This is a genomic window from Microcoleus sp. K1-B1 (assembly GCF_036704705.1).
GTDB lineage: Bacteria > Cyanobacteriota > Cyanobacteriia > Cyanobacteriales > Microcoleaceae > Microcoleus.
This window is the reverse complement of sequence record NZ_JAUBSH010000064.1, coordinates 25,947-38,844: the sequence shown is the minus strand read 5'-3', so window position 1 is coordinate 38,844 and position 12,898 is coordinate 25,947. Positions and strand designations below refer to the sequence as shown.

Sequence of the window (12,898 nt, the reverse complement as noted above, 5' to 3'; positions counted from 1 at the left end):
ATAGGGCATAGGGCATAGGGCATAGGGCATAGGGCATAGGGCATAGGGCATACCTCACTTTTTTGAGAACCGCTATATCATTTCCGGTTACACTCATACATGATGTTGACGGTTGACGGTTGACGGTTGACGGTTGACGGTTGACAGTTAACAGTGAACCGTCAACAGTGAACTGGAATTTACTATTCCGATGCTAACGGATTTGATATCAAGCAAGATATGTTATTCGATGAAAATCCCAGCCACTTTGTCTCCATTCATAGTCATGTGTGCCACAAATTCATCTCCACCATCTTCAAAACTCAGCTTCCACAAATAAATCGGACAATTACCTTGTTTTATCTCACCAAAATAATTAATTGAGTATCCCTTTTGCAGGCGGGAAGCAAGCTGCTCGCTAACATCGTCAAACATTTTTTGTGTAATGCTCGCTTTGTAGCCTGCATCACCGACTGTAGTAAAAAGCTCGTAATTCTTCGATGCAGTGGAATCCAAGATAACCTGCAAACAATCGATGACGTTTTGAGACGGGGCTGTCGAGTTCATGAAGATGTCCTTCTTTTAGGGTTCTATCAAAATGTCTAACAAATGGCGCTGTGAATAGCTTCTACGGCTGTCTAATATCAAATCCGGTAGCATCAAAATTATTTATCGGTAGGGGGCGCGATCGCAGAAATTTTTAAATCCACAGATTAGACTATTTACACTCACGCACGGCCCCAAGGATTGAATAATATCTATGCAACTTTACCATTTATAGCAGTTTTCAATCGAATTAAATAAATACAGCTTTAGACACGGCACTGCCGTGTCCTACCCGATATCTGTACTTCACTATACCGAAAACCGCTATATTGCTTCAGCAACAATAGTGCGGTGTCTGACTGTATTGCAAGTAATTGTCGGCTGGGCAAAACCCGAATCAACTAAAGCTTGCTCGATATCCAACCCAAAATACTGATCCAAATAAGGCTCCGTACTCTTGAGCAAAGTCAAAATATAAGGAGGCATTTTGGCATAAATTTCCGACTGAGGATTCATATCCATAATTGTCAAATGTCCGCCAACACGTAGCAAACGCCTCGCTTCCCGGAACACTTCTCTAGTAGCTTTCTGCGGCAATTCGTGGCAAACTAAACAAATAGAAACTAAATCAAAAGCAGCCGCAGGCAAACCCGTAGATTCAGCAGCAGCGTGAACCCACGTCGGAGATTTTTGATTTAAAGATTGGGATTCTCGCTGTTGGGAACGGTATTTAGCAACTGCTAAAAAATAAGGAGACAACTCCACCCCAGTCATCTTCGCTTCCGGGTAAACCTCCCCAAGAGCAAAGGTACTCATTCCCACACTGCATCCCAAATCAACAATATGTTGCGGCGAAGAAGCAATTTGAGATTTGATGACTTCGTGATAGCTGGCGCGGAGTTTTGCATCGCCTTCTGCACCCGCTTCCGGCCAAATTGTGGCGTGAACTGTACGAGCAGCAACTTCAACTTCTGTAGCAGCTTCCCAACTCATATTACCTTTTTCATAAGCGTGGAATGAAGTTAGATAATATTTCGGGTAAACAAGATCGGGATTTTGGACGCTGAGCAATTCTGCATCCCAATTCCGAGCTAAAAGTGCTTGGGCTTCTTGTCGCCAATGCACTCCAATTTTTTCTGCTCTTGTTATCATCATTTCCCGCGCTTGGTGCTTGGCTAGATTAGCCAAAGGCTTGATGGAGAGTACGCCATTTACTAAACGCGAGGCTAATCCCGGAGTTTGGTTAACTGCAACCGTCATATTTTATGTGTTTCTATTTTGCGCCCTCTATTTTAACACAGTGCTATGATTTTGAGTCTTTCGATATAATGAAACTTAACTTGGTGAGGGTGATTGAAATGCAAATGTTTTGGGGGAAAGACTTTTTTTAATGAACCGCAGAGGGCGCAGAGAACGCAGAGGAAGAAAAGAGAGAAAAGATCGGAGTAGGGCAAAACTGGCTTGGGTGGTATAATATTTATTTCTGCTTACCTACTTAGTGCTGGGGAATTCATCGGGAATCTGGAATCGGATTTGCCGAAGTTGGAGTATTTGGAAGAACACTTTAAATCTGGCTATTCAGGAGTTTGTCGTGAGCAAATCTATTGTGGAATTGGTTGACAATTTGCCGTCGGGTGGCGTCACTGTGATGATGCTCAAATCTCTCGATTTTGTGGTTCCGGGGGAGTGGAACAATTTCACGGGTTTTGATAATACTATTCAAGCGGTGACAGGGGAAACAAAGCGTAAATTAGTTGAGAAAATTCGCGATCGCGCGATCGAGCTTTACGCCAACCCAAATGAACCCTATCAAGGCGTAGTCAGGCTTTACCAGTTAGCAGACAGCACCGACAGTGCGTTAGGTGCAACGGCTATGGCGAATAAAATCGGCGAAAACATCGCCTTTCTTTCCTTTCTCAACCGCCTCACTCCCAAAGCTGACACCACTCAAACGATCGACTTGTGCGTCAAAGTGGCGATCGAGCTAATAGCATACTGCAAACTTAACAACATTTCCCTTAACAATGTGGGAAGCTTTGGTAATTATTTATCTCATTACAAAGGCGAATCTCTGATGCGGATGGCTGCTTTAGTTTGTGCTGACGGTTTAATTCCCCTCGGCCCGGACTTCATTCGAGTAGCGCAAAATACCCTAGGCGGATTGAATCCTTCTACCTTGCAGCAAAACTCAACATTCCAAAATATCAGCAACCTAATTCCCGGCGCAAATAATTCACAAAAGTTCGGATTTGTGACAACTACTTTCGCCTCAGCCCAAGGTTGGATGAACAATTTAGTACAGTCTCGCGGTTTAACTCCCGCCATAGTTTTAGGCAATCTCAAGCAATACATTGATATTACCGATGACAAATTGGATTATGTGGCGGCGTTTTTAGACATGACTACCAATTATTACGAACATACGGGAATTCAGACGGTTTCTCGCCGATTGATCGATCGATCTTATGCTGAAATAGCCTCTGGCAGATACTAGAAAAGTCGTTCTCAGGTGAGGGAATAGAGCGAGGTAGAGCATGGTAACGAGGGAACTTGTTAGGTTCGCGTTTGCCATGCTGTTGAGTCTCTGCGGCCGTGAAAAATGGCGGTCACTATCACTCGGCTGGATACAATGCGATAATACACAGCATAGGGAAAGCGACGCACCACCGATCGCCGAACATCGCGATAGACAACTGGATATGACTCCGGCATCTGGCAAATTCGATCGAGCATTTCCTCAATACAGTCTAAAAACTCGTCACCAAGCCCTATTTGCTGGCTTTCATACCAAGTGTAAGCTTCATCAACTTCTTCACGAGCTTCTGGACGGAATACTAACGCATAATTCATAGTTTATTTTCGTGCTTTGACTGAAGCTTTAACTTCTTCCCAAGTCAGCACATTATCAGGATTTGCTTCAGAATCATCAATTCGGCGATCGATTTCCTGCTTTTGAAAGTCTGTCAGGTCTGGGTGAACCTGTTCTGCCGCTATACTCTCTAAGATTGCTTGTACAAGACGAATCCGATCTTGAACGCTGAGGGCGACGATCTGATTTAATGTGCCTGTGAAATCCATAAATTTAAGTTAAGCGCCAAGGACTTAGTAGATTATTATAACTCAAAATCAAGATCGAGGCAGAGCCTCTAGATATGCGTTTCCAGGCAGAGCTTGGGAACGAGGGAATAAACGTCGCAATGTGAGTTAAAATAAGCAGATTATGTTTAGCAAACCTCTTTTAATCGCATTGTGAAAAACAAATCGCTTCCTTCATCCGTAACAGTCAAGCTAGGTAAATTTGTCTGGACATCAATGTGGCAATTAATGATGTCAAAACTAGCGCCGCCCGATCGCACCGGAGCATACATTCGCCCCACCAGCAGTTTCCGCAACTTTGTCAGCACAGAAGCAGACAACCCTCACCAACCCGCTGCGGGACGGTATCGCCTCTTCGTGGGTACAGGATGCCCTTGGGCGCACCGCACTCTGGTGACGAGGGCGCTCAAAGGGATCGAAGATGCGATATCCGTGTCTGTTGTCTATCCCTCGGAAGGGGGAATGTGGGTGATGGAGTCGGAGACTTTTGGCTGCAACACGATGCCGGAACTTTATCAGTTGGCTTTACCGGGCTATCAGGGGCGGTGTACGGTGCCGGTGCTGTGGGATGACTCGAAAATGGCGATCGTCAATAACGAGAGTTCGGAAATTATTGTGATGCTAAACTCGGAGTTTAACGAGTTTGCTAGCAATCCTCAAATGGATCTTTATCCTCTGGATTTGCGATCGCAAATTGACGAGTGGAATGAGAAGATTTACCAATCGGTGAATAACGGCGTTTATCGCTGCGGTTTCGCGCAATCTCAGGCTGCTTATGACTCGGCTTGCAGTGAATTGTTTGCTGTTTTAGACGAGATCGATCGATCGCTCTTGAGGAGTCGTTACTTGTGTGGCGATCGGGTGACGTTAGCAGACGTGCGGCTTTTTACTACTCTATTCCGTTTTGATGCAGTTTACTACAGCTTGTTCAAATGCAATGTGCGCCGCATTCAAGATTACGAGCATTTGGGTGCTTATCTGCGCGATTTGTACCAGTTGCCGGGAGTTGCGGGCACTTGCGATTTGGAGGCTGTGAAGCGCGATTATTACGGCAATTTGTTCCCGCTGAATCCCGGCTGCATTATCCCCGCTGGACCCGATCCGGCGAGTTTGCTCAAAGCTCACGATCGCGCCGGGATCAGAAACCGGGTTTCTTAACAAAATCGGGCGGGAGGAGGCAAGAATAATCGCAGAAACCCGGTTTCTAGGATGCTTGGGCGATCGCGCAGGGAATCAGAAACCGGGTTTAGCTCGTTCCCAGGCTCTGCCTGGTAACGCATTCCCAGAGGCTCTGCCTCGCCTTAACCCTCTAACAAACCCTCCATTCTCTCCTTTACTCAAACCTCACGATCGACAAAATATAGATGTTATTTTGAAGTGAGATTAAGCAATATTCAAAATCAAATCATGTCTGGCGATCGCCCTTTCATCTCAAAAGGCGATCGCACTTATATACAAAAATCCAAACAAGGAATTGGCAATGTTAGAAACTGAGGGCGATCGGGAAGCACGGCAGCGGATTGAAAATGCACGGCAAGAGGGAGCAAGAACACTCGATCTTAGCGGTCTGACACTGACGGAACTGCCAGAGGAGATCGCATCCCTCACCCAGTTGCAAGTGCTTGACCTCCACAACAACCAAGTGAGAAAACTGCCAGAGGCACTCGCCTCCCTCACCAAATTGTACCTGCTTGACCTCTCCTACAACCAACTGACGAAACTGCCACAGGGACTCACCTCCCTCACCCAGTTGCAAGACCTTTACCTCAAAAGCAACCAACTGAGGGAACTGCCAGAGGAACTCGCCTCCCTCACCAAATTGTACCTGCTTGACCTCTCCTACAACGAACTGAGGGTACTGCCAGAGGAACTCGGCTCCCTCAGTTCGTTGCAAGGCCTTTACCTCCACAACAATCAACTGAGGGAACTGCCAGCGGCACTCGCCTCCCTTACCCAGTTGCAAGACCTTTACCTCCACAACAACCAACTGAGGGAACTGCCACAGACACTCGGATCTCTCACCCAGTTGCAAGGGGTTTACCTCAACAACAACCCTCTCAATCCTGACCTCGCTGCTGCCTATGAGCAAGGCACTGAAGCCGTCTTGCAATACCTGCGGGCAAAGGCAGAAGGACAAATCACGCTGAATGAAGCCAAGCTGATTTTGATCGGTGAAGGTGAGGTGGGCAAGAGTTGTCTGTTGGGGGCATTGCGGGAGGATGAATGGCTAGAAAGTCGTCCCACCACTCACGGCATTGAAATTAAGCCAGTTATTGTCACCCATCCCGACAGTGGCACAGAGATATCACTCAATGGTTGGGATTTTGGCGGTCAACGGGTTTATCGATCGACGCACCAGTTGTTTTTCAGTGCTCCAGCGGTGTATCTGGTGGTGTGGAAGCCGCGGGAAGGCCTCCAGCAGGGCTTTGTCAAAGAGTGGATTAGTCTGATCAAGCATCGCGCACCGGATGCCAAGGTGCTAGTAGTCGCCACCCACGGCGGCCCCGGACAGCGACAACCCGACATTGACAGGCAGGAAATTCAGGATCTATTCGGCAGCGATACGGTGCTTGACTTCTTCCATATAGACAGCAAACCTGACGATCAGAACTTCTGCAAGGGGCTGGCAGAATTAAAACAAAAGATTGCTAGTGTCGCCGCATCTCTTCCGGAAATGGGACGTTCCGTTCCCGCCAAGTGGCAGCGAGTGCGGGAAATCTTGCAGACACACGACAAAGCCTATCTGCCCTACGATGATGTCCTTGCCATCTGCGCTCAACAGGGAATCGATAAAGAACAAGCAGAACTTTTCCTTCGCATTTCCCATACTTTGGGGCATATCATCCATTATGATTACGATCCAATACTGCGGGATATCGTCATCCTCAAACCCGACTGGCTAGCAAAGGCAATCAGCTTCGTACTCGATGATGAAACAACCCGCCGCCACAACGGTTTAGTAGATTTTGAGCATCTGGGCGAATTATGGAGCAATCCCCCGTTTCCAGGCGAGGACGGCTACCCGCAAGAACTACATCCCATCTTTCTCAAGCTGATGGAACGCTTCGATTTGTCCTACCCGGTGGTGTTCGACCCAGCTAAACCCAGCAATACCAGCTTGATTGCTCAACTTGTACGCGATACACGCCCGGAATTGCCCAATTGGGGAGAGCAACCGGAAGCCGGAGACAGACAACAAGTGCAAATCTGCCGGATTGTGGACGATCGAGGACAACTTGCAGTAGCAGAAGGATTGTTTTACCAGTTGATTGTGCGCTTGCACAAATACTCACTGGGGCGCTGCAATTACGAAAAAAGTATCCATTGGCAACGGGGTTTGATGCTTGATAACGACTACAACGGTCGGGCATTGCTGGAATATGTTAACACTGATGTAAAAATTACCGTGCGGGCAGCTTATCCAGAACGGTTTTTGTCTTATCTCACGGAAGAGATTAAATGGCTAGTCAAGGATAAGTGGAAAGGATTGCAGCCTAATCTGATGGTTCCCTGCATTGCGCCTTGCGGTAAAAATTCACCTGGAAACGCGCTATTTGAGGTAGAGAAACTAATTAAGAGCAAAAAAAAGAATCACGATCAGCATCAGTGTCACATTTCAGGCTGTGATGAATGGCAAAACATCGATCTTCTGCTAAATAACGCGCCGACTACTCAACCCCCATCCCAAGAAATCGGCATTCAGCAGTTCCGAAATAGTGTCGAAGACCAGCTAAAAATTATCCACGAACATTTAGTGATTTCCGAGCGTCGAGGTGAAGAACGCTTTCAGTCATTGTCTCAGGAGCATCGGCTCATTCTCAGCCAAGGGGACGAGAAATTTGCGTCACTGATGCAAATGCTCACCGATGAAGCGAAAGATGGCCCGCGCCTGTTCAGTTTTAAGCTCATTAAAACAGGGTTTTTAGATCGCCCCGAATGGATAAGTAAAAAAATTCAAATCACCCTCTGGTGCGAACACTCTCGTTTGCCTCTTCCAGCATTAAATCCTAACAACAAAAAGAAGGGGGTTTATGAATTGGAAGTGCCGCGCAAATGGTTGACCAAAGCAGCCCCCTATCTCAAAATTTTGAGCGGAACTCTGAGTATAGTCTTACCTACCGCAGTCTCGGCACCCAAGCTAATACTAGATGAAGCCACAATCAAAGGCATTCAAGAGGAACTCGAATTCGGACAAAAAAGCATCGAATCTCTCTTGAAAGGAAGCGATTTAGCGCCTAATTTGTCTGCCGAAAGTGATGTCCCTGATTGGCAACAGGGCGAAGCAGCCATCCGTGCCCAAGGCTCGATTTTGCGAGAATTACACGCCCTGCTAAAAGCAAAAGATCCTGGTTTTGGTGGCTTGGTGCGGGTGCAGAACAGACGCCGCGAATTTTGGTGGGTTCACGAGCAGTTTGTAGGTGAGTATTAAGATTTTTATCTTGACACCCTTATTACGATCGTGTGATAATTTCAATAAAAAATACCCTCGTTACCCTCGTTACCAGGCAGAGCCTGGTAACGCATATCCAGAGGCTCCGCCTCGCCCAAACCCACTCACAAACCCCAGCATTTCCCTAGTTCCCAGGCTCTGCCTGGTAACGCATATCCAGAGGCTCTGCCTCGCCCTAACCCACCAACAAACCCTCGATCGCCCCAATGGGAAGAAGTAGATACAAAGTAATATATTCGGACAACCAACCGCACTTTGTTACCTCTACAATTATCAACTGGATTCCTGTATTCTGTCAAGCAGAAATAGCACAAATAGTCTTAGATTCCTTAAGTTTTCTGCAACGGGAGAAGCGTTTAGCCTTACACGGTTACGTGCTGATGGAAAATCACTTGCACTTAATCGTAATTTCTTCAGAATTGTCAACGCAAATGAGAAATTTTAAATCATTTACAGCTCGCTCCATAATTGACTTGCTTGAAAAAAATCAAGTTACCAACATCCTCGATCAACTCGCATTCTATAAAAAGCTACACAAAAAAGACCAAAAATATCAGCTATGGCAAGAAGGGTTCCACCCGCAAGCTATTTTAGATGAGGCAATGCTGTTGCAAAAATTGGAGTATATCCACAATAATCCTGTTAGGCGCGGCTATGTTGACGATCCGGCTTGTTGGAGATATTCTAGTTATCGAAATTATATGGGTCAGGATGGATTGTTGCCAGTTGATTTGATTGATTGTTGAGTCGGATGATTTGTTTGAAGGAGGGAGGCAGAGCCTCTGGATATGCGTTACCAGGCAGAGCCTGGGAACGAGGAGAGGAATACCAAATCCAGCATCTAAGCATCTAATCTTCAAGCCTGCCTGGGAACGAGGAAATGGTCTCGCTAAATGTCCTGACTGTTATTTCCCGGCCTAAATCCTGAGCTAGTAAATCGATACCCTCAATAACTTTATTTGGCTCTGCGATACTCAAAACCTCATAGCATTTTTCCCGATAATCAGGACGATCTTGGAAATACTGAATCGCTCGATCGAGGGGTTCCATAACTTGATAAGCTGCTTCAGCTTTGTCGATCGCCCTTTGGGGAATCGGAGTCGCTAACCTTTGCATAGCCAAGTCGATTAAATCTCTAGAATTTACCCGATCGCTCGGCTGTCGATCGGCATTTGCCAACAACTTTTCTGCTATACTATCAATTTGATTCAAACAAGGAACAGGCGACCAATTTGGATAATTTGGTTCGCCCAAATCAATTCGCCCTTCACAAACCATCTCAAATTTAATAGTAATGCCGTCAACAATAACTGGAAATCTTACCCCATACTGGTTGGCTTGAATATCCTTCGGGAGAACAATGCGTGAAGCGAAGCTATCCCCAAGGGAATCGCGACTACCAAAAATCGCATCATAGCCTCCTTCGGCAACTTTTCGGCGCAGGAGACGGTAGCCATCATCCATCGGACACATAAAGTCAATATCCTGGCTCAACCGATATTCTCCGTGTTCCATACTTACCAGGGTTCCGCCGCAAAAATACGCCCGACATTCCTGTAGAAATTCAACATTCAAGTGGCTGAGTACAGTTAATATCTTTTGATGAATTTCGCGTTTAAACATTGCTTGAGAACTTACCCAATTTTCGGGATTGTTTGGCGGGCAACTGCTTACCAGTTCGGCTATTAACCAAGACTGATAGTGTTGGCTAATTGCTTGAATAAAAGCCAGTTCCTCAAAGCTAGGTGTTCCCAAAACTCCCCAATAATGCCAGCCAGATTCGTAGCGGCATAGCATTTCCTTGAAACTCAATTTTTTTACATCAGCAATTTGCCAGCAGATAGCTTGAAGGAATGGGAGTTCTGCGGGAATTGTCAACCCGGTTGCTATTTCTTGATGGTTCATCTGCTTTCGGGGAAAGCGAGGCAGAGCCTCTGGATCTGCGTTACCAGGCTCTGCCTGGTAACGAGGAATTTTCTTTGTTTGTGGAGCATCGGAATTCTATTCGGCGGGTTATATTCCGTAGATTCCTAACTTCCCGATAAAATCTCTTCGAGTGCTAATTTCAGCGTCGGATATTGATATTGAAAACCGCTAGCTAAAGTTTGTTTCGGCAACACTTTCTGCCCTTCCAAAACAACTTTTGCCCCATCTCCCAACAGCATTTCTAAAGCAAAACTTGGCACCGGCAACCAAGAAGGTCGCTTTAAAACTTCCCCTAAAGTTTGACACAATTCATTCATCCGCACCGGATTCGGTGCTGTCGCATTCAAAACGCCTTGAACTTGCGAATTTTGCAAAGCATACAGAATTAAATCAACCACATCCTCGCGATGAACCCAAGAAAACCACTGTTTCCCAGTGCCCAGCGGCCCGCCTGCAAATAGTTTAAAAGGTGGTAGCATTTTTGCCAGCGCGCCTCCCATTCCCAAAACTATCCCCAGCCGCAAAATTGCTAGCCGCGTTCCCGCATTTTTTGCAGGTTGGGTTGCTGCTTCCCAGTCTTTGCAAACTGCTGCTAAAAAATCGTTTCCCGCGAGGCTCGTTTCGTCAAACTCAGCGGTTTCGCTGGTTCCGTAATAGCCGATCGCCGATGCGCTAACAAACATCGATGGTCTAGGATTAGCATTGACGATCGCCTCCACCAATTTTGCCGTCGTCAGTCTGCGACTGTCCAGAATTGCCTGCTGGCGCGCCTCCGTCCACCTTTCCTCTGCAATCGGAACCCCTGCTAAATTGACAACAGCGTCGCAGCCAGCGATCGACTTTTGCCAATCACCCGACTCCGCTGGAGTGTAGGCGACAACTTCCAAATTCGGATAAGCTGAAGCGGGAAAAACTCGGCCAGCCTTCGCCCCATCCCTGCTCAAAACCACCATTTGATGTCCCGCAGCTTGCAGCTTCTCCACCAGCCGGCTACCTACAAATCCCGTTGCTCCCGCGATCGCTACTTTCATCTTTTACCAATAATGCACAGTTCTAGCAGTTTAGACGATCGTCCAAACTTGTTTAGAATTATACAAAAATAAACAGCAGCCTCGATCGCCTCCCCACAAGCCAAGTGTATTTTGATTAAACTGATATGGGACGCGAGGAAAACAAACCATGCCTGCAAAAAAATCAAAGCTTCTAATTGCTGCCTCCATCGCCGCAGCAGGTAGCGCTGCGGTCTACTTTTACTTCCAGGGTTTGAGCCAACAAGTATCTAACCCTCAAGACAGCGCCAAAGTTGTACCCGACGAAGCAATGATGGCCGCGTTCATATCCCCCAATCCCCAAGCGTTGTCAAAGTTGCAGCGATTTGGCACGCCAGGGGCTCAAAAGTTGATCGGTCAGGGTTTGAAGGCCTTTCAAGAACAAAGCTTGGCAGGCACTCAAATCGACTTTGACAGGGACTTAAAGCCTTGGTTAGGGGGGGTGATGGTCGCTTTGCTGCCCCCTGATGCTGTGACGAATACAGAGCCTCCAAAACTGCTGGTAGTAGTCAGCGTGAAAAATAAAATTAGCGCTTGGAATTTTGCTAATAAATTAAAATCTCAGCCCGGTGCAACTACTCAAGAAACCGAGTATAAAGGAGTTAAAATTTTTGAGATTGCAGAGCCAACTGGCAAGCGCTACAGTGTGGCTTTGCTGAACGACCAATTAGTGATGGCTCCTTTGAGAAAGCCTGTGGAATTGGCGATCGATACTTTTACAGGACAACCCTCCCTCGCTACGCAGCAGAGCACAACTAAGTTTTTTGCAGAGAGTGCTGGGGTCAAGAATCCGATCGCAACTGTTTATATTGCTGATTATCCTGCTGCAATTGAGCAATTGAAAGCTAATTTGCCCGCAGATATTCAGTTGCCTTGGACAGTGTTTTCGCAGTTCAAACAAGTTAAGTCTTTGGTAGCGGGAATTGGAGCGGATAGTGAGGGATTGAGGGTAAAAACTATTGCTCAGTTAGACCCTAAATTCGTGCAGCAAAATCCACAAGTCGCATCGAAATTGTTACCCAGATTTCCCGGCGAAACCATTGCTTTAGTCGGCGGCAAGGGACTAGACCAAATTTGGTCGCAGGCGACGGCCCAGGCAAAAGATAGCCCGGAAGTTGACAGGGGAGTTCAGCAGGTGAGGAGTAGTTTTAAACGGTTGGATTTGGATGCGGATCGTGATGTTTTTGGTTGGATGAACGGGGAATTTGCGATCGGGGCGATCGGTTCGGATCGAGGTATTTTGTCTCAGTTGGGGATGGGGGCGGCGATGATTTTTGAAACCAGCGATCGCCCTGCCGCAGAAGCAACTCTGAAAAAACTCGATGCGATCGCCAAAAGCAATCCTACAGTCAGTGTCGCCCCCAGACAAGTTCAAGGCAAAGAAGTTACCGAGTGGCAAATACCCCAGCAAGGCACTTTATTCGGGCACGGTTGGCTGAATGAAAATTCTGTGTTTGTAGCTTTCGGCGGGCCTTTGGTTGATGTGATTACTTCGACGCCGCCCCAGCCGTTAAGCAGCAGTCCGAGTTTTCAGGCGATCGCCACTTCTTTACCGCAGGCCAACCAAGGTTACTTTTATATAGATATGGAAAAAACCATGTCTTGGGCTAACCAATATTTGCTCGCAGTACAGCCAAATTTAGTTTCCCCGCCCGCCGCTGAATTGCTGAATTCTCTCCGAGGAGTTAGCGTAGCCACAGCTTCTACGCAACCGACAACTGCTGAGTTGGAGATGCTTTTTGCCTTGAAATCTAACAATTAGCTAATCGGGAATCAGTAATTCTTCCTTCTATCCTTCTATCCCTTAAATCCCGATTCACGGCGCGTTGCCGGACTTTTTTCTGACCAAAAA

Annotated in this window: 11 protein-coding genes; 5 read left to right on the top strand and 6 right to left on the bottom strand. The window is 46.8% G+C overall.

The features are described from left to right. Positions 1–222: 222 nt before the first annotated feature. Entirely contained in the window at positions 223–546 is a 324-nt protein-coding gene (locus tag QUA83_RS20950; RefSeq protein ID WP_333295552.1) for a hypothetical protein, read from the bottom strand. Between the two features lie 303 nt (positions 547–849). Then, positions 850–1,785 carry a class I SAM-dependent methyltransferase gene (locus tag QUA83_RS20945; RefSeq protein WP_333295551.1) on the bottom strand — a complete coding sequence of 312 codons (936 nt, stop codon included), beginning with the start codon at positions 1,783–1,785 and terminating at the stop codon, positions 850–852. A gap of 331 nt (positions 1,786–2,116) precedes the next feature. Here QUA83_RS20945 and QUA83_RS20940 point away from each other — a divergent pair, with 331 nt between their 5' ends. Next, the gene (locus tag QUA83_RS20940; RefSeq protein WP_333295550.1) at positions 2,117–3,019 is read left to right on the top strand and encodes a hypothetical protein; all 903 of its coding nucleotides are present in this window, start codon (positions 2,117–2,119) and stop codon (positions 3,017–3,019) included. Between the two features lie 59 nt (positions 3,020–3,078). On the opposite strand, the gene QUA83_RS20935 is transcribed toward QUA83_RS20940, so the two are convergent. Beyond that, on the bottom strand, positions 3,079–3,375 hold the full coding sequence (locus tag QUA83_RS20935; protein ID WP_333295548.1) for a type II toxin-antitoxin system RelE/ParE family toxin: 297 nt from the start codon (positions 3,373–3,375) through the stop codon (positions 3,079–3,081). 3 nt (positions 3,376–3,378) lie between these two features. Next, positions 3,379–3,603 (bottom strand): addiction module protein, encoded by a 225-nt coding sequence (locus QUA83_RS20930; RefSeq protein WP_333295547.1) that lies wholly within the window; start codon positions 3,601–3,603, stop codon positions 3,379–3,381. Between the two features lie 234 nt (positions 3,604–3,837). Here QUA83_RS20930 and QUA83_RS20925 point away from each other — a divergent pair, with 234 nt between their 5' ends. The 3 genes from QUA83_RS20925 to QUA83_RS20915 all read left to right on the top strand — a co-directional run bounded on the left by QUA83_RS20925 (position 3,838) and on the right by QUA83_RS20915 (position 8,817). Next, on the top strand, positions 3,838–4,779 hold the full coding sequence (locus QUA83_RS20925) for a glutathione S-transferase C-terminal domain-containing protein (protein ID WP_333295555.1): 942 nt from the start codon (positions 3,838–3,840) through the stop codon (positions 4,777–4,779). Positions 4,780–5,101: 322 nt separating this feature from the next. After that, entirely contained in the window at positions 5,102–8,050 is a 2,949-nt protein-coding gene (locus tag QUA83_RS20920) for a COR domain-containing protein (protein ID WP_333295545.1), read from the top strand. 227 nt (positions 8,051–8,277) lie between these two features. Continuing rightward, a complete protein-coding gene (locus QUA83_RS20915) occupies positions 8,278–8,817 on the top strand; it encodes an REP-associated tyrosine transposase (protein WP_333295543.1) in 540 nt (179 codons plus the stop codon). A gap of 103 nt (positions 8,818–8,920) precedes the next feature. Here QUA83_RS20915 and QUA83_RS20910 read toward each other — a convergent pair whose 3' ends face one another. Continuing rightward, positions 8,921–9,976, bottom strand: coding sequence for a nucleotidyl transferase AbiEii/AbiGii toxin family protein (locus QUA83_RS20910; protein WP_333295541.1), 1,056 nt, complete (start codon positions 9,974–9,976; stop codon positions 8,921–8,923). A gap of 125 nt (positions 9,977–10,101) precedes the next feature. Further along, positions 10,102–11,028, bottom strand: a complete 927-nt coding sequence (gene thyD, locus QUA83_RS20905; protein ID WP_333295539.1) for a thylakoid membrane protein ThyD — start codon at positions 11,026–11,028, stop codon at positions 10,102–10,104. Between the two features lie 148 nt (positions 11,029–11,176). Between thyD and QUA83_RS20900 the strand changes: the two genes are divergently transcribed. Beyond that, positions 11,177–12,808 carry a DUF3352 domain-containing protein gene (locus QUA83_RS20900; RefSeq protein WP_333295537.1) on the top strand — a complete coding sequence of 544 codons (1,632 nt, stop codon included), beginning with the start codon at positions 11,177–11,179 and terminating at the stop codon, positions 12,806–12,808. Positions 12,809–12,898: the final 90 nt, after the last annotated feature.

What these genes read in the sequence shown, in the direction of transcription:
- QUA83_RS20950 (WP_333295552.1), bottom strand. Translation starts at nt 546, where the DNA reads ATGAACTCGACAGCCCCGTCTCAAAACGTCATCGATTGTTTGCAGGTT.
- QUA83_RS20945 (WP_333295551.1), bottom strand. Translation starts at nt 1,785, where the DNA reads ATGACGGTTGCAGTTAACCAAACTCCGGGATTAGCCTCGCGTTTAGTA.
- QUA83_RS20935 (WP_333295548.1), bottom strand. Translation starts at nt 3,375, where the DNA reads ATGAATTATGCGTTAGTATTCCGTCCAGAAGCTCGTGAAGAAGTTGAT.
- QUA83_RS20930 (WP_333295547.1), bottom strand. Translation starts at nt 3,603, where the DNA reads ATGGATTTCACAGGCACATTAAATCAGATCGTCGCCCTCAGCGTTCAA.
- QUA83_RS20925 (WP_333295555.1), top strand. Translation starts at nt 3,838, where the DNA reads ATGTGGCAATTAATGATGTCAAAACTAGCGCCGCCCGATCGCACCGGA.
- QUA83_RS20920 (WP_333295545.1), top strand. Translation starts at nt 5,102, where the DNA reads ATGTTAGAAACTGAGGGCGATCGGGAAGCACGGCAGCGGATTGAAAAT.
- QUA83_RS20915 (WP_333295543.1), top strand. Translation starts at nt 8,278, where the DNA reads ATGGGAAGAAGTAGATACAAAGTAATATATTCGGACAACCAACCGCAC.
- QUA83_RS20910 (WP_333295541.1), bottom strand. Translation starts at nt 9,976, where the DNA reads ATGAACCATCAAGAAATAGCAACCGGGTTGACAATTCCCGCAGAACTC.
- thyD (WP_333295539.1), bottom strand. Translation starts at nt 11,028, where the DNA reads ATGAAAGTAGCGATCGCGGGAGCAACGGGATTTGTAGGTAGCCGGCTG.
- QUA83_RS20900 (WP_333295537.1), top strand. Translation starts at nt 11,177, where the DNA reads ATGCCTGCAAAAAAATCAAAGCTTCTAATTGCTGCCTCCATCGCCGCA.